19 protein-coding genes are annotated in these 17,888 nt (G+C 67.9%); 12 read left to right on the top strand and 7 right to left on the bottom strand.

What is annotated here, in order from left to right:
- Nucleotides 1-5 precede the first annotated feature (5 nt).
- From NP552_RS24755 to NP552_RS24730, 6 genes are read left to right on the top strand one after another with little or no spacing between them, the layout of a single operon-like run.
- Entirely contained in the window at nucleotides 6-680 is a 675-nt protein-coding gene (locus NP552_RS24755; protein ID WP_240619904.1) for an energy transducer TonB family protein, read from the top strand.
- A 53-nt stretch (nucleotides 681-733) separates the two neighbouring features.
- A complete protein-coding gene (locus NP552_RS24750; protein WP_054916077.1) occupies nucleotides 734-2,416 on the top strand; it encodes a putative porin in 1,683 nt (560 codons plus the stop codon).
- A gap of 24 nt (nucleotides 2,417-2,440) precedes the next feature.
- Complete coding sequence (locus tag NP552_RS24745; RefSeq protein WP_043860179.1) at nucleotides 2,441-3,100, top strand: hypothetical protein; 660 nt, start codon at nucleotides 2,441-2,443, stop codon at nucleotides 3,098-3,100.
- Nucleotides 3,101-3,117: 17 nt separating this feature from the next.
- Nucleotides 3,118-3,594, top strand: a complete 477-nt coding sequence (locus NP552_RS24740; protein WP_043860180.1) for a YbjN domain-containing protein — start codon at nucleotides 3,118-3,120, stop codon at nucleotides 3,592-3,594.
- The gene (locus NP552_RS24735) at nucleotides 3,591-4,547 is read left to right on the top strand and encodes a peptidylprolyl isomerase (RefSeq protein ID WP_274097249.1); all 957 of its coding nucleotides are present in this window, start codon (nucleotides 3,591-3,593) and stop codon (nucleotides 4,545-4,547) included. The genes NP552_RS24740 and NP552_RS24735 overlap by 4 nt, the downstream gene beginning before the upstream one ends.
- A 54-nt stretch (nucleotides 4,548-4,601) precedes the next feature.
- The gene (locus tag NP552_RS24730) at nucleotides 4,602-5,570 is read left to right on the top strand and encodes a LysR family transcriptional regulator (RefSeq protein ID WP_078480219.1); all 969 of its coding nucleotides are present in this window, start codon (nucleotides 4,602-4,604) and stop codon (nucleotides 5,568-5,570) included.
- A 53-nt stretch (nucleotides 5,571-5,623) separates the two neighbouring features.
- On the opposite strand, the gene NP552_RS24725 is transcribed toward NP552_RS24730, so the two are convergent.
- Together NP552_RS24725 and NP552_RS24720 are read right to left on the bottom strand one after the other, a co-directional pair.
- Nucleotides 5,624-7,249 carry a methyl-accepting chemotaxis protein gene (locus tag NP552_RS24725; RefSeq protein ID WP_043860182.1) on the bottom strand — a complete coding sequence of 542 codons (1,626 nt, stop codon included), beginning with the start codon at nucleotides 7,247-7,249 and terminating at the stop codon, nucleotides 5,624-5,626.
- Between the two features lie 127 nt (nucleotides 7,250-7,376).
- A complete protein-coding gene (locus tag NP552_RS24720; RefSeq protein WP_274097248.1) occupies nucleotides 7,377-8,288 on the bottom strand; it encodes an AraC family transcriptional regulator in 912 nt (303 codons plus the stop codon).
- Nucleotides 8,289-8,394: 106 nt separating this feature from the next.
- Between NP552_RS24720 and NP552_RS24715 the strand changes: the two genes are divergently transcribed.
- Genes NP552_RS24715 through NP552_RS24695 form a run of 5 tightly spaced genes read left to right on the top strand, consistent with a single transcriptional unit; the run spans nucleotide 8,395 to nucleotide 12,833 of the window.
- Nucleotides 8,395-8,955 carry a carboxymuconolactone decarboxylase family protein gene (locus NP552_RS24715; RefSeq protein ID WP_043860184.1) on the top strand — a complete coding sequence of 187 codons (561 nt, stop codon included), beginning with the start codon at nucleotides 8,395-8,397 and terminating at the stop codon, nucleotides 8,953-8,955.
- A gap of 51 nt (nucleotides 8,956-9,006) precedes the next feature.
- Nucleotides 9,007-10,074: an acyl-CoA dehydrogenase family protein gene (locus NP552_RS24710; RefSeq protein WP_058541149.1), complete on the top strand. Its 1,068-nt coding sequence runs from the start codon at nucleotides 9,007-9,009 to the stop codon at nucleotides 10,072-10,074.
- A complete protein-coding gene (locus tag NP552_RS24705) occupies nucleotides 10,071-10,919 on the top strand; it encodes an ABC transporter ATP-binding protein (RefSeq protein WP_043860186.1) in 849 nt (282 codons plus the stop codon). Before NP552_RS24710 ends, NP552_RS24705 begins: the two co-directional genes overlap by 4 nt.
- Nucleotides 10,885-12,081 carry an ABC transporter substrate-binding protein gene (locus NP552_RS24700; RefSeq protein WP_274097247.1) on the top strand — a complete coding sequence of 399 codons (1,197 nt, stop codon included), beginning with the start codon at nucleotides 10,885-10,887 and terminating at the stop codon, nucleotides 12,079-12,081. Before NP552_RS24705 ends, NP552_RS24700 begins: the two co-directional genes overlap by 35 nt.
- Nucleotides 12,081-12,833, top strand: coding sequence for an ABC transporter permease (locus tag NP552_RS24695; protein ID WP_054916072.1), 753 nt, complete (start codon nucleotides 12,081-12,083; stop codon nucleotides 12,831-12,833). The genes NP552_RS24700 and NP552_RS24695 overlap by 1 nt, the downstream gene beginning before the upstream one ends.
- A gap of 69 nt (nucleotides 12,834-12,902) precedes the next feature.
- On the opposite strand, the gene NP552_RS24690 is transcribed toward NP552_RS24695, so the two are convergent.
- The 5 genes from NP552_RS24690 to NP552_RS24670 all read right to left on the bottom strand — a co-directional run bounded on the left by NP552_RS24690 (nucleotide 12,903) and on the right by NP552_RS24670 (nucleotide 16,508).
- Nucleotides 12,903-13,733, bottom strand: a complete 831-nt coding sequence (locus NP552_RS24690; RefSeq protein WP_054916071.1) for an AraC family transcriptional regulator — start codon at nucleotides 13,731-13,733, stop codon at nucleotides 12,903-12,905.
- The gene (locus NP552_RS24685) at nucleotides 13,730-14,053 is read right to left on the bottom strand and encodes an AzlD domain-containing protein (protein WP_043860190.1); all 324 of its coding nucleotides are present in this window, start codon (nucleotides 14,051-14,053) and stop codon (nucleotides 13,730-13,732) included. Before NP552_RS24685 ends, NP552_RS24690 begins: the two co-directional genes overlap by 4 nt.
- Nucleotides 14,050-14,748 carry an AzlC family ABC transporter permease gene (locus tag NP552_RS24680; protein ID WP_058541146.1) on the bottom strand — a complete coding sequence of 233 codons (699 nt, stop codon included), beginning with the start codon at nucleotides 14,746-14,748 and terminating at the stop codon, nucleotides 14,050-14,052. Before NP552_RS24680 ends, NP552_RS24685 begins: the two co-directional genes overlap by 4 nt.
- An 83-nt stretch (nucleotides 14,749-14,831) precedes the next feature.
- Entirely contained in the window at nucleotides 14,832-15,518 is a 687-nt protein-coding gene (locus NP552_RS24675) for a hypothetical protein (RefSeq protein ID WP_043860192.1), read from the bottom strand.
- A gap of 36 nt (nucleotides 15,519-15,554) precedes the next feature.
- Entirely contained in the window at nucleotides 15,555-16,508 is a 954-nt protein-coding gene (locus NP552_RS24670) for a LysR family transcriptional regulator (RefSeq protein ID WP_078480214.1), read from the bottom strand.
- Between the two features lie 117 nt (nucleotides 16,509-16,625).
- Between NP552_RS24670 and NP552_RS24665 the strand changes: the two genes are divergently transcribed.
- A complete protein-coding gene (locus tag NP552_RS24665) occupies nucleotides 16,626-17,840 on the top strand; it encodes an MFS transporter (RefSeq protein ID WP_274097246.1) in 1,215 nt (404 codons plus the stop codon).
- Nucleotides 17,841-17,888 lie beyond the last annotated feature (48 nt).

The following is a 17,888-nucleotide window of genomic DNA, read 5'->3' as shown; positions in this document are numbered from 1 at the left end:
TGCCCATGAACCAGAAGTTCGATAGCCGGCGCCTGCTCAAGTGGGGCGTCGTGGCACTGGTGGGCGCGGGCCTGGCCTGGTTGCTGTGGCAGTGGGCCAACGACATGAGCGGGGTGCGCCGCGAGGCACCGAAGATCCCCGCGATCATTCCGCTGCCGCCCCCCCCACCGCCGCCGCCCCCCGAGCCCCCCAAGGAACCGGAGCCGCCCGTGGAAGAGAAGATTGTCGAGCCGCAGCCGGTGCCCGAGGCCGAGGAGGTCAAGCCGGCCGAGGAGGCGCCGCCGAGCCCGGCCGATGACATGGCCAACCCGATGCAGATCGACGGCGATGCACAGGCGGGCGGGGACGCTTTCAACATCGGTGCCGGCAAGGGCGGCGGCATGGCCGGCGGCGGTGGCGGGCTGGGCAGCGGCAGCTACGGCCAGTTCCTGGCGTATGCCTTCCAGCGCCTGCTGCGCGACAACCCCGAGCTGCGCAACCTGACCTTCAACCTGCAGGGCGATGTTTGGCTCAGCGAAACCGGCGAGGTGACCCGCGTCGAGCTGGTGCGCTCCAGCGGCGATGCCGCGGTGGACGCCCAGGTGCTGGCCGCATTGCGCGCCGCCCCGGCCATGACCCAGCGCCCGCCGGCGAGCCTGACCCTGCCGGTGCGCATCGCCTTGCAGGGGCGCCGCGGATGAACCCGGCGCCCGATCCCTACGACGCACGACTTACCAACAGGAGCGGTAAATCCATGATGTGCTCAGTGAACCGATTGACCCTGGCAGTCGGCCTGGTGGTCGCCGCGGCGGTCGGTCCGGCCGTGGCGCAGACCCCGGCGCCGTCGCAGAACGCGACGATCAACCTGATCCGCCTGCTGGTGCAGCAGGGTGTGCTCAAGCAGGACCAGGCCCAGGCCCTGATCGACCAGGCCGAAAGCGAGGCGGTGCAGGCCCGCGCCAGCGTGGCGGCGGTGCCGGCGGCCAATGGCGAGGTGCGCGTGCAGTATGTGCCGGCCATCGTGCGCGACCAGATCCGCGACGAGGTCAAGGCCGAGGTGATGGCCCAGGCCAGGCAGGAGAACTGGGCCGCGCCCAACACCTTCCCCGACTGGGCCTCGCGCATCAGCTTCGATGGCGACGTGCGCCTGCGCGACGAGTCGCGCTACTTCTCGGGCAACAACAGCAACCAGATCATCGATTTCGCCAAGCTCAACGCCGACGGGCCCTACGACGTCAACCCCAACAACGGGCGCAACCTGCCGCCGCTGCTCAATACCCGCGAAGACCGCGAGAACCTGCTGCGCCTGCGCGCGCGCCTGGGCCTGAAGGCGGTGCTGTCGCCGAGCTGGACGGCGGGTATCCGCATCGGCACCGGCAGCGACAACGGCCCGGTGTCCACCACCCAGACCCTGGGCGGCGGCTTCGGCAAGAAGGACCTGTGGCTCGACCAGGGTTACCTGAGCTGGGTGGCCAGCGAGCGCGTGACCCTGACCGGCGGGCGTATCGCCAACCCGTTCATGTCCACCGACATGCTGTATTCCAACGACCTCAACTTCGACGGCGTGGCGGCCCTGTTCAACCAGCCGCTGAGCGACAGCCTGAGCCTGTTCGGGACCCTCGGCGCGTTCCCGGTGGAGTACAGCGCCGACACCGCCAGCAGCAACGGGCTGGACAAGGAAAGCAGCGACAACAAGTGGCTGTACGGCGCGCAGCTGGGCGCCAACTGGCAGATCAACGACAGCAACCGGCTCAAGGGCGCGCTGGCCTACTACCGCTTCGACGACATTGCCGGCGAACGCTCCGGGGCATGCGAGCCGTGGAACGGCGACCCTGGCTGCGACAGTGACGGCAGCCGCCCGACCTTCATGCAGAAGGGCAACACGCTGTTCCTGCTGCGCGACATCACGCCCAACCCGGCCAACCCGGCCGCCACCCCGCAGCCGCAGTTCGTGGGGCTGGCGTCGGAGTTCAACCTGCTGGACCTGAACGCGGTATGGGACACCGAGCTGCCGCACGACTTCAAGCTGCGCAGCCAGGCCAACTACATCCACAACCTGGCCTACGACGAAGGCGAGATGCGCAAGCGTTCGGCCGGCCAGTTGGCCAACAACCTCGACAGCGACGGCAACATCAAGAGCGGTGCCAATGCGTGGATGGTGCAGTTCACCCTGGGCAACGCGCTGGAGCTGAAAAAGCAGGGCGACTGGAACCTGTTCGCCGGCTACAAGCACATCCAGCCCGATGCCTTGCCCGACGGCTTCAACGATTCCTCGTTCCACCTGGGCGGCACCAACGCCAAGGGCTACATCCTCGGTGCCAACTACGGCCTGGACCAGAACGTGTACGCCACGGCGCGCTGGATGAGTACCGAGGCGGTCTACGGCGCGCCGTTCGATATCGATGTGCTACAACTTGAAGTCAACACGCGCTTCTAGCAGGCGCGCACAGGGAGAAAGAGCATGAACAAGCGAGCCTATCGGGCCTGTTGTTCGTACCTGCTGGTGGCGTTGGGCGTGAGCTGGGCGGGGGTGGCTGCGGCCGAAGGCATGGAAGAGCGCCTGCGCACCCAGCTGCGCAGTACCACCCAGCAGTTGCAGGCGCTGCAGAGCGAACAGGCGCAGGCTTCGGCGGCGCGCCAGAGCGCCGAGCAGCAACGCGATGCGGCCCAGGCCCAGGTGCAGCAACTGACCGCGCAACTGGCCCAGGCCCGTGGCCAGGCCGAGCAGTTGCTGGGCCAGCAGCAGGCCCTGCACGGCCAGGCGCAGGCGCTGGTGGCCAGCAGCAACGCGCAACTGGGCAAGTACAAGCAGGCCTACGACGAGCTGCTGGGCATGGCCAAGGCCAAGGAAGCCGAGCGTGCGCGCCTGGCCGCCAGCCTGGCCGAGCGCGAGCAGCAGGTGTTGGCGTGTTCGGCAAAGAATCAGCAGATGTACGGGGTCGCCAAGGGGATTCTTGCGGCCTACGAAAAGATCGATGTGGCGGATGTGATGAAGATGCGCCAACCCTTTGCCGGGGGCGCCCGGGTAAAGTTCGAGGAACTTGCCCAGGCCTACGGCGATCAGCTGTACCAGACCCAGTTCGATGCCGCGCAGGGCGGCAGCAAACCGCAAGTCAATTGACACAAGGAAGCGAAGCCATGAGCGACAACCAACTGATCGAAACCGTCAGCGCCGACTCTCTGACCACCCTGTTGCAGGATGCAGGTTGCCGAGTCAATCGCAGCGAGCAGAATGCCGTGGTGCAACTGCTCAGTGCCAGCCAGGGCGTGGGCTATGCGGTGCGCTTTGGCAACCGTGCCGAGCGCGAGGGCGAGTTCCTCGACTTCACCTACAGCTGCGCCCTGCGCATCCAGGGCGAGCTGCCGGCCGGGCTGGCCGAACGCTGGAACGTGTCGCGCCGCTTCGCGCGGCTGTCGGTGCAGGGCGAGTTCCTGGTGATGGAGATGGACGTGATGGTGGCCGACGGCGTCAGCCACAAGCACCTGCTGGGCAGCCTGGTGCTGTGGGACCGCCTGCTGCAGGAGTTCATCGTGTACCTGCGCGACTACAGCCGCAACGTGGCCCAGGTGCAGGACGAGGCGGTGGCCGGGGCTGAAGCGGTGAGCGCTTCGTGACTCGACGTACGCTGTGGGCCGGCGCGGGCGCGCTGACCGTTCTGGGCGTGGCAGTGGTGTTGGCACTGCGCACGGGGGATGACCCGGTGGCAGCCAGCGCGAAAGCGCCGGCGGTTGCCGCTGTGGCGAGCGATGCGGGGCCGGCGCTGGCGCGCCTGGGCGACCAGCAGGTCAGCGTGGAGGAGCTCAAGGCGCTGTTCGCCAAGCTGCCGGCGCCGGCGCGCGAGGAACTGAGCGGCAATCGCCAGGCCCTGGAGGGCTGGATTCGCTCGCGCCTGGCGGAAAAGGCGCTGTACCAGCAGGCCCAGGCCCAGGGCTGGTCGGAGCGTCCCGATGTGCAGGCGCAGACCCATGCGGTGGTGGAGCAGATCGTGCTGCGCGACTACCTGAACTCGGTTAGCCAGGTACCGGCCGACTACCCCAGCGAGGCTGAACTGCAGGCGGCCTACGAGAACGGCAAGGCCAGCCTGCAACTGCCCACGCGCTATCACCTGAGCCAGATCTTCCTGGCGGTGCCGGACGAGCAGTCGGTGGCACGCGTGCGCAAGCAGGCGCTGGCCCTGAGCAAGCAGGCCCAGGCTGCCAATGCCGACTTTGCCGCGCTGGCCAGGGCCAACTCGCAGGACCGCGAGAGTGCGCAGCGTGGCGGCGACAGTGGTCTGCAGCCGCTGAGCCAGTTGCTGCCGCAGGTGCGCGATGCGGTGCCGCAGCTCAAGGAAGGGGCGGTGAGCGAGCCGTTGCAGAGTGCGGCGGGCTTTCACATCGTCAAGCTCATCGAGGTGCAGCCGCCGCGTGTGGCCAGCCTGGACGAGGTGCGCGACAGCCTGCGCGACCTGTTGCGCGCCCAGCGCCAGGAACAGGTGGCCCGGGCCTACGTGGACGGCATGTTCAACAGCGCGACGCTGAGTATCGATGGCGCTGCGCTCAATCAGGTCATGGACGCCAGCCGCTAGGCGGCGTCGATCAAGGAAGAGCGGGCCCTGGCCGGGGCCCGGCAGGAGGCGAGGATGCCGATGTTCGATATGCCGCACTACGTGCCCGATTATCCGCCGGCCGAGCCGCTGGCCAAGGTGCGGGCCGGGCTAGGCTGGGTGCAGGACGAGCAGATGCTCAGCTGTTTTCTGGCCAGTGCGCGGTGCGGCTGCTTCATGCAGGCTGCGCGCAGCCTCAACCTCAAGTCCACCCTGTTGCGCAAGAAGCTGGCGCAGCTGGAAGCGCGGGTGGGGTATCCATTGTTCGTCAACCGCGGCCATGCCCTGGTGCTCAGCCGCGAGGGGCGCCAGTTGCAGGCGTTGCTGCAGTCGAGCCTGAGCAGCAAGCCACAGGCCATGACCGCGCTGGATGCGCCGGTGCTGGTGCGCCTGGCGGTGGCCGAGCCGATCATGCAGGACATTCTGGCGCGCAACCTGGTGGCCTTCGTGCGCCAGAACGCCGGGATCCGCCTGGATGTCAGCGGCCTGGATGCACAGGGATTGGCGCAGGCCGATGTGGTGCTGTGGCTCGATGACGAGGCGGGCAGCGTGCCGCTGCCGGGGTTTGCCGGCGAGGCGCCGACGCGCCTGGCGCAGCTGGAGTATCACCCGCACATTGCCAAGCGCTATTCGCGCGAGAGCAACCGGCCGGTGTGCCGGGACGACCTGCGCGACTACATGCTGGTGCAGTGGCAGGGCGAGGCCCAGGTGGCGGCGCTGGCGCCGTGGAACCGCCTGTTGAGCGAGCGCGAGGCGGGGGTGACGCGGGTGCCGGGCTACGACCTGTTCAGCCAGTTGATCAAGTGCAGCGCGTGCATCGGCTTGCTGCCGCATTATGCGGCGCAGCTGGACCGTGGCCTGCTGGCATTGCCGGGGTTGCTGGAGGCGCCGATGCGCCGCACGGTGTGGCTGGCGGTGCATGAGCGTGCGGCGCAGGCGGCGTTGGTGCAGGTGCTGGTGACCATGATCCGGGCCGCGTTCGAGGAGCGTCGCGAGTGGTTCTGAAGGGGCGCGGTGCCCTGTAGGCGCCGGCTTTGCCGGCGAACCGGCGCCGCACCTCAGACGATAAAACGCGTGACCAGCGTGGTCAGTTGCGTGGCCAGCTGCGACAGCGCATGGCTGGCGACGCGGGTCTGCTCGGCGCCCGCCGCCGAGCGGCCCGACAATTCACGAATGTTCAGCAGGTTGCGATCCACCTCGCGGGCCACCTGGGCCTGCTCCTCTGCCGCGCTGGCAATCACCAGGTTGCGCTCGTTGATCTGGCCGATGGCCGTGTAGATGCCCTCCAGCACCTGGCCTGACGCCTGGGTGATGCCCAGCGTGGACTGCGCGCGGCCGGTACTGGCCTGCATCGAGTCCACCGCCGCCTGGGTGCCCTGTTGCACGCTGTTGATCATCTGCTCGATTTCCTGGGTCGATTGCTGCGTGCGGTAGGCCAGGGTCCTGACCTCATCGGCCACCACCGCAAACCCGCGCCCGGCCTCGCCGGCACGCGCCGCCTCGATGGCGGCATTGAGCGCCAGCAGGTTGGTCTGCTCCGACACCGAACGGATCACCTCCAGCACCGTGCCGATCTCGCGAATCTGCACCGCCAGCTGTTGCAGGCGCTCGCCGCTGATCGCCACTTCACGAGCCATGGCCTGGGTGCCGTCGATGTTGTCGGCCACCTGCTGGCGGCTCTGTTCGGCCAAGGCATTGGAGGCACTGGCCGCCTGGGAGGTGGACACCGCATTGCGCGCCACTTCCTCGACCGCCGTGGTCATCTCGGTAACCGCCGTGGCGGCCTGTTCCAGCTCCTGGTCCTGCTGGCGCAGGCTCTGGGTGCTCTGCTCGGTCACGCTGTCCAGGGCCTGGGCGGCGCTGGACAGCTGCGTGGCGCAGGCGGTGATCTGCCCCAGGGTATCGCGCTGGCTGTGCTGCATGCGCTCCAGTTCGGCGAACAGCTGGCCGATCTCGTTGTGGCTGCGTACCGTCACCGGCACGCTCAGGTCGCCCCCGGCAATGCGCTGAAAATGCACGCCGGCCTCGCGCAGCGGGCGCAGCACACGGGCGACGATAAAGGCCCAGCACACGGCGGCCAGCACCAGGGTCAACAGCCCCAGCAGCACGCTCAGCCACTGGGCCGTGGCCAGGCGCTGGTCGGACTCGGCCATGATCTGCCGGCTGCGCTCGGCCAGGGCTGCCACCAGTTGCTGACGCAGCGCCTGCAGGGCACGCATGGCGTTGCCGGCATCCACGTTGACGGTGAAGTAGTCGTCCAGCGAGCCCTTGAGCGTGGCGGCGCGCTGCCCGGCCACGGCGTTGGCGTAGTCGGCGAAGGTGCGCTGCAGGTCCTGGGCCAGGGCCTTTTGCGCCGGCTCATGGGTGTTGGTGACGAAGGCGTCGACCAGCGCCTGGCTGTCGCCCAGCAGCTTTTGCGACATGGCCAGGCGCGCCTTGGCACTGTCGAGGTGGCCGCCTTGCTGCTCGATAAAGCCCGACGACACGTTGGCACTGGCGCGAATCGCCATCAGCAGCGCGTTGTTGAGGCGGTCGGACTGCTGGGCGGTCTGGTCCAGCTCGTTGATCTGCGCGTCGCTGCCCACCGCCGCCCGCCAGGCGCTGACGGTGGAAAACAGCAGGGTGGCGCTGAACAGCAGCAGCACCCAGAACATTCCGGTGCGGATCTTGAGGTCGGCAAGCATGCGGGCATTACTCCTGGCAGTAAAAAATACCCCCACTCTGTGCGGTGGGTAGGCTGCTATCGGAGGCGTGGCGCATGACTTTAGGGGGCGACGACGGGTTCTGTTCGATTACCGCACAGCCTTTGTTTCAGCGGCCCTCGTGCTGGCGGCGGTAGGCGCCGGGCTGCACGCCGATGGCCTTGCCGAACGCCCGGGTGAAGGCGGCGATGGACTGGTAGCCCACCGCTGCGCAGACCTGCTCGACGGTGTTGTTGGCCTTGAGCAACTGGCAGGCGTGACGCATGCGCAGCGCCAGCAGCACCTGGCCCGGCGACTGGCCGGCCAGCTCGTTGAAACGCTTGAAGAAGGCCGAGCGCGACAGCCCTGTGCAGGCGGCCATGCTCTCCAGCGACCAGGGCTGTTCGGGGTGTTCGATCAACTGCTCCAGCAGCGGGGCGAACGCGGGGTGACGGGCCAGGGCGACCAGGCCGCCAAGGTCCTGGTTGTCGCTCACCTGCTGGCGCAGCACGTACAAGAACAGCAACTGGCTCAGGCGCTCCAGCAGGGTGGAGGAGGGTGCGGGGGTGCGCTGGCATTCCTCCAGAATCAGCTCGAACAGCGCCCGCGCCGCCTGCAGCGACGGGTCGCCGGTGCGCAGGATGATCCAGTCGGCCAGCGACTCGGCCATCAGCGACGACAGCCCCGGCTGGAAGTGAAAGAACCCGCACACCAGCCCCACGCCATCCGCCGCCTGGCTGTCGAGTGCCTGCATCGGGATGCGCGGCTGGCAGCGCGCGGTGTCGCTGTCGGCGCTGTCGGACAGGCGATAGGGCAGGTCGCGCAGCAGGAACACCGCCTCGCCGGCCTCCAGCCGCTGCGGCTCGGGCTGGCCGTCGATGTGCAGCCAGCAGTGGCCCTGCACCACCACGTGAAAGCTGGCCCGGGCCAGGCCCTGGGTGCTGGCGTGCCAGCCACCGCAGTAGCGCCCCACATGGAACAGGCTGGCGTCCAGTTCCAGATGCTCTAATAACCAATCGACCAAAACGCTAGAAGAAATCATCTAATGGAAACACTCAGGAGCAAGTAATCGCGACTGTAGAATATGGATCGGTTTTCTTATAACCAACAGACTTGGCGAACACCTTCAGTATGCAGGAGACCACGCCATGTCACGCATCACTCTACACACCGTGCAAAGCGCCCCGGAAGCCGCGCGCCCGTTCCTGGAGAACGCGCAGAAGAATTCCGGCTTCATTCCCAACCTGCTGGGCGTGCTGGCCAACGCGCCGGCCGCGCTGGAAACCTATGTGACGGTTTCGGCGCTCAATGGCAAGGCCGAGCTGAGCCTGGCCGAGCGCGAAGTGGTGCAGCTCATTGCCGCCACCCAGCACGGCTGCGACTTCTGCGTGGCCGGCCATACGGCGGTGGCGCTGAACAAGGCCAAGCTGCCCGAAGAAGTGGTGCAGGCCCTGCGTGCGCGCGGCGAGTTACCATCGCCCAGGCTCGAAACCCTGGCCAAGTTTGCCCGCGAAGTGATTGCCACCCGTGGCAATGTGAGCGATGCCACCTACGCTGAGTTTCGCGAGGCCGGTTACACCGAAGGCCATGCCCTGGAAGTTATCCTGGGGGTGAGCCTGGCCACGCTGTGCAATTTCGCCAACGTGTTTGCGCGCACGCCGCTCAATGACGAGCTGGCCAAGTACCGCTGGCAGGCCGACGCTCAGTGAGCCCCGTGGCGCCAGTGTGTGGCTGGCGCCCTGTTCTAAGGAGGAAAGAACATGCTTGATCCCGTATTGCAGCACTGGCTGGAGGCCAATGCCGAGGCGCTCGACCAGGGCCGGTGCGACCCGCAGCAGGTGCTGGGGCAACTGGCCGCAGCCAAGGTGCTGGGTGTGGGTGTGGACCCGCGTCAGGGCGGCAGCGGCGCCAGTGTGGCCGACGCCGTGGAAACCGTGGCCAGCGTTGCCAGCTATTCGCTGGCCGCCGCCTTCGTGTTCTGGGGCCAGCGGGCCTTTATCGAATACCTGCTGCACAGCCCCAACAGCGCCCTGCGCGAGCGCCTGCTGCCGTCGTTGCTCAGCGGTGAGCTGGCCGGTGCCACCGGGCTCTCCAACGCAATGAAGTTTCTGTCCGGCATCGAGTCGCTGCAGGTCAGCGCCACGGCGCGCGGCGAGCAGGGCTGGGCGCTCAACGGGCGCCTGCACTGGGTCACCAACCTGCGCAAGGGCGGCTTCGTGGTGGCGGCCGCCATCGACCGCGCCGAAGGCGGTGCACCGTTCGTGGTGGCGATCCCCGACGGCATCGCGGGGGTGCAGCGCTCCCCCGACCTGCAACTGATGGGCCTGCAGTCGAGCAATACCGCCGCGCTGGATTTCGATCAGGTGGCCCTGGGCCGCGACTGGCTGCTGCATGAGGATGCCCGGCAGTTCCTGCCGGCGGTGCGCCCGGCGTTCCTGGGCCTGCAGTGCGGTATGGCCATCGGCCTGGCGCGGCGCGCCTTGCAGGAAGCGCAGGGGCACCTGCAGGGGGTGCGTTCGGTGCTGGCGCAAACCCTCGAGGCGCAGCGCGAGCTGCTGGCCGATGTGGTGAGCGAGCTCAAGGCCGGCCTGCTCGACGGGCGCTTCCTGGGCAACCCGGCGTCGCTGTTCAAGGTGCGCATCAGCCTGGCCGAGATCGTTGGCGAGGCGCTGCAACTGGAGCTGCAGGCCAGCGGCGGCAAGGCCTACCTGAGCGAGTACGGCGCAGGCTTTGCGCGGCGCTGGCGCGAGTCGGCGTTCGTGCCGATCGTGACCCCGAGCCTGGTGCAACTGCGCGCCGAGCTGCAACGCCAGGCACGCGCAGCATGAGCAAGGTGGTACTGCAGGCCCGCGGTATCAGCCTGGGCTACGCCCGCGAGCAGGGCTGGCAAACCCTGCTCGAAGGCTTCGACCTGGACCTGGCGCCGGGCGAAGTGGTGTCGATCCTGGGCCCCAGCGGGGTGGGCAAGTCCAGCCTGCTGCGGGTACTGGCCGGCTTGCAGGCGGCGCGCGATGGTCGCGTGAGCCTGCTCGGCGAGCCGCTGGACGGCCCGCATCCACGGGTGGCGGTGGCGTTCCAGGACCCCAGCCTGCTGCCCTGGCTGAGCCTGGAAAGCAACGTTGCCTTCGGCCTGGATTTCGCTCGCCAGCCGCGTTTGGCCAAGGCCGAGCGCGAGGCGCGCATCGACCATGCGATCGCCGCCGTGGGCCTGCAGCATGCACGCCAGCATTACCCGGCGCAGTTGTCCGGCGGCATGGCCCAGCGCACCGCGCTGGCGCGCTGCCTGGCGCGCCAGCCCCATGTACTGCTGCTGGACGAGCCCTTTGGCGCGCTGGACGAAGTGACCCGCGCCGACATGCAGCAACTGCTGCTGAGCGTGATCGCCGAACACGGCACCGCTGCGGTGCTGATCACCCACGATATCGACGAGGCCCTGCTGTTGTCCGACCGCATCCTGCTACTGGGCGACCACCCGGCGCGGACCCTCGGCCAATGGCCCATCGACCTGGCGCACCCGCGTGAGCAGCAGGTCGAGGCACTGGGCGCGTTGCGCATCGAGATTCTCAAGACCCTTCGGCGGGCGAGCCGCACCCACACTTCCCCAACCGATTCTTTGCCTACGCCGTCGGAGACTGCCCATGTGCCTGGACGACTTCACCCACACTCGTCGTGATTTTCTCAAACTCAGCGCGGTGCTCAGTGCCGCCGGTGCGATGCCGCTGCTGAGCAGCCTGCAGGCGCGTGCCGCCGCCGAGCCGGATGCGCCGGTGCGCATCGGCTACCTGCCGATCACCGACGCCACGCCGCTGCTGGTGGCGCACAACAACGGCCTGTTCGAGGCCGAGGGCATCAAGGCCGAGCGCCCGGTGCTGCTGCGCAGCTGGGCGCAGGTGATCGAGGCGTTCATTTCCGGGCAGGTCAACGTGATCCACCTGCTGTCGCCGATGACCGTATGGGCGCGTTACGGCAGCAAGGTGCCGGCCAAGGTGGTGGCCTGGAACCACGTGGGCGGCTCGGGGCTGACCGTGGCCCCGGACATCACCGAGGTGAAGCAGCTGGGCGGCAAGACGGTGGCGATCCCGTTCTGGTACTCCATTCACAACGTGGTGGTGCAGCAACTGTTCCGTGATAACGGCTTGGAGCCGGTGTCGCGGGCGGCGGCTGCGGTGGCGGCCAACGAGGTCAACCTGGTGGTGCTGCCGCCTTCGGACATGCCGCCGGCGTTGGCCAGCAAGCGCATTGCCGGCTACATCGTCGCCGAGCCGTTCAATGCCCTGGCCGAGGAACTCAAGGTCGGGCGCGTGCAGCGCTTTACCGGGGACGTGTGGCGCAACCATGCATGCTGCGTGGTGTTCATGCACGAGCACGACCTGAACAACCGCCCCGAGTGGTCGCAGAAGGTGGTCAACGCCATCGTCAAGGCCCAGCTGTGGACCCGCGACCACCGCGCCGAGGCGGCGCAGATTCTGTCCAAGAGCGGTGCCAACCGCTACACCCCGCATGCCCCCGAGGTGCTGGGCCGGGTGCTCACGCCGGCTGCCGACAGCCGCGAACAGTATGTGCAGAGCGGGGCGATCCGGCATGCGCAGTGGGACGAGCAGCGCATCGACTTCCAGCCGTACCCGTTCCCCAGCTACACCGAGGAACTGGTGCGCCGCCTCAAGGACACCCTGATCGAAGGCGACAAGGGCTTCCTGGCCGCACTGGACCCGCAACAGACCGCCCGCGACCTGGTGGATGACCGCTTCGTGCGCAACGCCATCGGTGCCGTTGGCGGGCTCAAGGCCTTCGGCTTGCCCGACAGCTTCGAGCGCAGCGAGGAGTTCGCGGTCTGATGGTCAAGCCAGTCAAACACGCGGCCCTGGGTATCGCCGGGCTGCTGGTGCTGTTGTTGCTGTGGTGGGGTGGGATCGTGCTGTTCGGCGGTGACGGGCTGGCCTTGCGGTTTGCGCCGCAGGCCACCTTTGCCAGCCTGCTGGAGCTTTTGGGGCATGCCGAGCTGTACGAGCATGTGGCGGTGAGCCTCAAGCGCATTCTGGTGGGGTTGGTGCTGGCGTTGCTGGTGGGCGTGCCGCTGGGTTTGCTGGTGGGCAGCTACCGGCGCCTGGACGCGGCGACCACCCCGGCGTTCCAGTTCCTGCGCATGATCTCGCCGCTGTCGTGGATGCCGGTGGTGGTGATGCTGATGGGGGTGGGTGATGCGCCGATCTACTTCCTGCTGGCGTTTGCCGCGTTGTGGCCGATCTTGCTCAACACGGCGGCGGGTGTGCGTCAGCTCGACCCGCGCTGGTTGCAGTTGAGCCGCAGCCTGAGCGCCACGCGCTGGGAGACCTTGCGCAAGGTGATCCTGCCGGGGGTGGTGGGGCATGTGCTGACCGGCGTGCGGCTGGCCATCGGCATATTGTGGATCGTGCTGGTGCCGTGCGAGATGCTCGGGGTGAGTGCGGGGCTGGGGTATTTCATTCTGGATACCCGCGACCGGCTGGCGTACTCGGAGCTGATGGCGATGGTGCTGGTGATCGGGGTGCTGGGCTTCATGCTGGATGCACTGGCGCGAGGGCTGCATCGGCGCTGGGTGCATGGGTGAGGGGCTGATCCCTTCGCCGGCAAGGCCGGCTCCTGCATTGGCTCCAGGTCGTGGGGGCAGCCCGACACCTCACACCGAACACGCCCGCCGATACTCCCCCGGCGTCACGCCGTACGCCTGCTTGAATTGCCGGTTCAGATGACTCTGGTCCGAATACCCCAGCGCAAACGCAACGTTGAACGGCAGGCAATCAGCCTTGAGCAGTTCCCGCGCACGGCTCAGCCGGCGCTGCTTGAGCCAGGCATGCGGCGGCAGGCCGGTAGCCTGGCGAAACACCCGGGCAAAATGAAACGGCGACAAGCCCACCGCAACCGCCAACTCCTCCAGCGACGGCGGGTAGGCCAGCCGGCTTTCCATCAGCTCCTTGGCCCTGGCCACCGACTGCGGCTCCTGCCCCGGTGCCCGCGCCTCGCGCGCCCCGGCATGACGCTGCACCAGCAGCAACACCGCCTCGCGCCAGGCGGTCTGCTGCTCCAGCGCACTGGCGCCATGCTCGGCCAGGCTGTGCAAGCCACTGAAGGCACGCGCCAGCTGCGGGTCGTGCAGCACGCTGGCCTTGAAGATGGGCAGGCCGCCGCGCTTGAGCTCCAGCTCGTCCAGCACCGAGGTGATGCGCTCCTGCTCGGGGTAGTAGCCACGGTAGCGCCAGCCATGGGCATGCGCCTTGGCACCGGTGTGCAGCTCGTCCGGGTTGATCAGCACCATGCTGCCCTCGGGCGCCAGGTGCTCGCTGCCACGGTGCCAGAAGCGCTGTGCACCGGACTCGATGATGGTGATCACGTAGCCTTCGTGCACATGCGGGGCGAAGCGCTGCTGCACGTAGCGCGCATGCAGCATCTCGATGTCGCCCAGTGCCTGGGCCTGCCACAGGCGGGTCTGTTCACGCAGCACGGTTTTCATGGGGCACCGTTCAACCACCAGCGCAGCACGAAGAACAACCCCATGCTCAGCAACATGCTCAGCAGCACGCTGCGGGTCCACAGCACCAGCACGACGGCCACGATCGCGCCCAGCAGGTAGGGGTTGGCCAGGCTCAGGTCGAGCTGGTGGTCAGGCATGAACACGATCGGCCCGCAGATGGCGGTGAGCATGCCCGGCACGGCAAACCCCAGGAACTGCCGCGCATTGGAACTCAGGCGCAACGGCAGGCGGGGTTCGAGAAAGGCGTAGCGGTTGAGAAACACCAGCAGGCCCATGGCAACGATCAGCAGCATGATCATGTGCGTGCTCCGGTCAGTTTCTGGCAGATGAAGCCTGCGCTCATGCCCAGCAGCCCGGCCAGCACCAGCGCGGTTTCCCAGTGCCAGTAGCTGAACAGCACCGAGCTGAACAGGGCCACCGCCACGCACACCACGGTGGCCAGGTTGCGTACCAGCGGCGCGATCAGCGCCACGAAGGTGGCGACGATGGAGAAGTCCAGGCCCAGCTGGTCCAGGTGCGGGATGTTGCGCCCCAGCACGATGCCGGCCAGGGTGAACAGGTTCCAGGCAATGTAGAAGGTCAGGCCCACGCCCAGCGCGTACCAGCGGTTGAACTGCTGGCGGTCGTACTGGCTGGTGAGGGCGAAGAATTCGTCGGTCAGCAGAAAGCCCAGGCCCAGCCGCCAGCGCAGCGGCAGGTCGGCGATCACCGGGCGCATCGACAGGCCGTACAGCAGGTGCTGGGAGGTCAGCAGCAGGGTGGTGAGCAGGATCGAGAACAGGTTGGCGCCGCCCTTGAGCATGCCAATGGCCACCAGTTGCGCGGCGCCGGCGAACACGATGGCCGACAGGCCCTGGCCTTCGAGCGGGGTGAGGTTGGCCTCGATGGCCATGGAACCGGCCAGCAGCCCCCAGGGGGCCACCGCCAGCGACAGCGGCAGGCAGGCGATCGCGCCTTGGATGTAGGCAGTGCGGGCAACGGCAGAACGGGACATGACAACACACGCTTGGGGTCGGTTGCACAGGATGCCAGAGCCGTGGGCGCTTGCCTTGTACGATCTTGCGGTGCCCGCGTACTTCAGCGCTGGCTGGTGAGGCGTCGCTGCGCCGGCAGGCAGCCGTTGATGTCGACGGCCTTCTGGTAGTAGGTAAGGCGCTGACCCGGGTCGATGGTGCCCAGCAGGCGGTAGACCTCGGCCTGGAAGTCACGCTGGCGCCCCCACTGCATGTTCAGCCCCTGGGGCTGCTGGCGATTGCATTCCAGGCGCACCGCCGGCTGCGGGTAATAGGGGGCGTACAGGGTGTTGTTCAGCGGTATGCGTTCCAGCGCCTGGCGGTAGTCGGCGCTGTCGCTGAAAGCCGGGCACCAGGTGGTGATGCCCAGGGCGGCCGGGGCGAAGCCCTGGCGAATGCTGGCTTCGAGCAGCGGGCAGGCGGACCTGGCGATGTCGTTCTGCGGCAGGTAGGTGATGTAGAACAGCGCCAGGCGGTACTGCGCCACCGGGTGGTCGAGTTCGGCCGCCTTGCGCAGCAGCGCCACCGCCGGTTCCAGGATGCGCCCCAGCGCCTCGACCTCGCCGATCAGCTCCTGGTCGCCGGGCTCGGGGGTCAGTGGCAGGGCACGGCTGCGTGCATCGGCCTGCTCCAGAAACGGCAGGGCCTGGCGGTACAGCAGGTCGGCGTGGGGGTCGATGCGCACCTCATCGGCCAGGGCCAGGGCGGGCAGCAGACAGAGCAGGCTGATGTAGCGACAGGCAGAAAACACGTTAACGTTCCATCCGCGAAAAAAGGGCAGCGCTGGTCATGTCGGTATCCGGCTATCCATGGTTGGGTGGGGCTCCTGGGTCGGCATTCTAGCGGTTGGCGGCACCGGGGCAAACAGCCGTTGCTCCATGAAGTCGATGAATACCCGCAGCTTGGGCGACATCTGTCGCCCCGATGGCCACAACAGGTACAGACAACCGCCGTGGTCCAGGTGTTCATCCAGTACCGTCACCAATTCGCCGCGTTCCAGTTGCTGGGTGATGGTGAAGTCCGGCAGGCAGGCGATACCGTGGCCGCGCATGGCAAAGCAGATGCGTGTTTCCAGGTGGTTGCACACCATCGACACCGGCACCTCGTGGTCGGCGCCGTTGTCGGCGCGGCGCAGTGGCCAGCGCTGGAGTTTGCCGGTGGTCAGGAAGCGGTAGTGCAGCCCGGCGTGACGGGCCAGCTCGCGGGGATGGCGCGGTGTACCGTGCTCGGCGAAGTAGGCCGGCGAGCCCACCAGCACATGCCGGAAGTCGCCCAGGCGGCGGGCATTGAGACGCGAATCGGAGGGTTCGCCGGCCCGCAGTACCACGTCGAAACCTTCGCCGACGATATCCACCATGCGGTCGCTGAAGTCCAGGTCCAGTTCGATCTGCGGGTACTGCCCGATGAAGTCGCTGAGCAGCGGCACGATCATGCTGCTGACCTGGGGCAGGCTCACCCGCAGCTTGCCGCGCGGGGCCTGGCTGGCCTGGGACAGCTCGGCTTCGGTGGCTTCGATTTCGGCCAGGATGCGCCGGCTGCGCTCCAGAAACAGCGCGCCCTCGGCAGTGAGGGTGATGCTGCGGGTGCTGCGGTGGAACAGGCGTACCGCCAGCCGGCTCTCCAGCCGCGCCACGCGCTTGCCCACCGCCGAGGCGCTGACCCCCAGGGCCTTGCCGGCGGCCACGAAACTGCGGGTTTCGGCCACTTTCACAAACACCACGAAGCCGCTGAGGCTGTCCATGGTCGTTCTCCGATTGCGGACAGGTGTGTCCGGATTGTGCGGAATTCTACCCGTCTTTTTCCGCAGTGGCGGGAAGGATTACCGTGCAGTCACTTTTTTATTTCAGGAGTTTGCACCATGTCCCAGAGCAGTTGCCCGGCCCAGGCCGCAGCAGGGGTGGAGGCCGAACCGGCGTTCCCGTTGTCCGGCCTGCTGGCGTTGTCGATGGCCGGCTTCATCGCGATTCTCACCGAGACCCTGCCGGCCGGCCTGCTGGGGCACATCGCCAGCGGCCTGCAGGTCAGCGAGGCGATGGCCGGGCAACTGGTCACGGCCTATGCGCTGGGCTCGCTGCTGGCGGCGATCCCGCTGGTGACCCTGACCCAGGGCTGGCGCCGACGCAGGGTGCTGATGCTGGCGGTGCTCGGCTTCGGCGTGTTCAACACGGTGACGGCGGTGTCCGAGCACTACAGCCTGACCCTGGCGGCGCGCTTCATGTGCGGGGTGGCGGCCGGCCTGGCGTGGGGCGTGATCGCCGGGTACGCACGGCGCATGGTCAGCGTGAGCCAGCAGGGCCGGGCGATGGCGGTGGCCATGATCGGCGCGCCCCTGGCGCTGTCGCTGGGGGTGCCGGCGGGCACCTGGCTGGGCGACCTGCTGGGCTGGCGCAGCACCTTCGTGCTGGTGTCGCTGGCGACCCTGGGGCTGATGGGCTGGGTGCTGCTCAGCGTGCCGGACTTCGACGGCCTGCCGGCCGGCAGGCGTGCCGCCATCGGTCAGGTGCTGGCCACCCCCGGGGTGAGCGCGGTGCTGGCGGTGATCTTCACCTGGGTGCTGGCGCACAACGTGCTGTACACCTACATCGTGCCGTTTCTGCAGGCCGGCGGCATGGCCGGCAGCACCGGCCCGGTACTGCTGCTGTTCGGCTGCGCCGCGCTGGTGGGGATTGGCGTGGTGGGCGTGCTGATCGACCGCCACCTTCGCCGGCTGGTGCTGGGCAGCCTGGTCGGTTTCGGCGTGGCGTCGGTGCTGCTGGGCCTGGCTACCGGTGCGCCGCTGCTGGTGTACTTCAGTGTGGCGCTGTGGGGCCTGAGCTTCGGCGGCGCCGGCACCCTGCTGCAGACCGCCAGTGCCGATGCGGCGGGCGAGGGCGCGGACGTGGCGCAGTCGATGATCGTCACCGTGTGGAACCTGGCCATCGCCGTGGCCGGGCTGGTGGGCGGCGTGCTGCTGAGCCACTGGGGCGTGCAGAGTTTCCCGTGGCTGCTGCTGGCGCTGGTGGGGCTGGCGTTGACCCTGACCCTGCGTTCGCACCGGCACGGTTTTCCGCTGGGGCGGCGCAATGCCGGGTAAGCCCGGCACTATCAGGTAGAATCGGCGCATTGACAGGGGTACGAGGTT

The organism is Pseudomonas sp. 8209, from assembly GCF_028682105.1.
Classification (GTDB): Bacteria; Pseudomonadota; Gammaproteobacteria; order Pseudomonadales; family Pseudomonadaceae; genus Aquipseudomonas; species Aquipseudomonas palmensis.
Note: the sequence above shows the minus strand (reverse complement) of the source record. Positions and strands in the feature narration are given on the sequence as shown.

What these genes read in the sequence shown, in the direction of transcription:
- NP552_RS24705 (WP_043860186.1), top strand. Translation starts at nt 10,071, where the DNA reads ATGAGCAAGGTGGTACTGCAGGCCCGCGGTATCAGCCTGGGCTACGCC.
- NP552_RS24740 (WP_043860180.1), top strand. Translation starts at nt 3,118, where the DNA reads ATGAGCGACAACCAACTGATCGAAACCGTCAGCGCCGACTCTCTGACC.
- NP552_RS24715 (WP_043860184.1), top strand. Translation starts at nt 8,395, where the DNA reads ATGTCACGCATCACTCTACACACCGTGCAAAGCGCCCCGGAAGCCGCG.
- NP552_RS24700 (WP_274097247.1), top strand. Translation starts at nt 10,885, where the DNA reads ATGTGCCTGGACGACTTCACCCACACTCGTCGTGATTTTCTCAAACTC.
- NP552_RS24695 (WP_054916072.1), top strand. Translation starts at nt 12,081, where the DNA reads ATGGTCAAGCCAGTCAAACACGCGGCCCTGGGTATCGCCGGGCTGCTG.
- NP552_RS24685 (WP_043860190.1), bottom strand. Translation starts at nt 14,053, where the DNA reads ATGATCATGCTGCTGATCGTTGCCATGGGCCTGCTGGTGTTTCTCAAC.
- NP552_RS24670 (WP_078480214.1), bottom strand. Translation starts at nt 16,508, where the DNA reads ATGGACAGCCTCAGCGGCTTCGTGGTGTTTGTGAAAGTGGCCGAAACC.
- NP552_RS24730 (WP_078480219.1), top strand. Translation starts at nt 4,602, where the DNA reads ATGCCGATGTTCGATATGCCGCACTACGTGCCCGATTATCCGCCGGCC.
- NP552_RS24690 (WP_054916071.1), bottom strand. Translation starts at nt 13,733, where the DNA reads ATGAAAACCGTGCTGCGTGAACAGACCCGCCTGTGGCAGGCCCAGGCA.
- NP552_RS24750 (WP_054916077.1), top strand. Translation starts at nt 734, where the DNA reads ATGATGTGCTCAGTGAACCGATTGACCCTGGCAGTCGGCCTGGTGGTC.
- NP552_RS24745 (WP_043860179.1), top strand. Translation starts at nt 2,441, where the DNA reads ATGAACAAGCGAGCCTATCGGGCCTGTTGTTCGTACCTGCTGGTGGCG.
- NP552_RS24755 (WP_240619904.1), top strand. Translation starts at nt 6, where the DNA reads ATGAACCAGAAGTTCGATAGCCGGCGCCTGCTCAAGTGGGGCGTCGTG.
- NP552_RS24710 (WP_058541149.1), top strand. Translation starts at nt 9,007, where the DNA reads ATGCTTGATCCCGTATTGCAGCACTGGCTGGAGGCCAATGCCGAGGCG.
- NP552_RS24680 (WP_058541146.1), bottom strand. Translation starts at nt 14,748, where the DNA reads ATGTCCCGTTCTGCCGTTGCCCGCACTGCCTACATCCAAGGCGCGATC.
- NP552_RS24665 (WP_274097246.1), top strand. Translation starts at nt 16,626, where the DNA reads ATGTCCCAGAGCAGTTGCCCGGCCCAGGCCGCAGCAGGGGTGGAGGCC.
- NP552_RS24720 (WP_274097248.1), bottom strand. Translation starts at nt 8,288, where the DNA reads ATGATTTCTTCTAGCGTTTTGGTCGATTGGTTATTAGAGCATCTGGAA.
- NP552_RS24725 (WP_043860182.1), bottom strand. Translation starts at nt 7,249, where the DNA reads ATGCTTGCCGACCTCAAGATCCGCACCGGAATGTTCTGGGTGCTGCTG.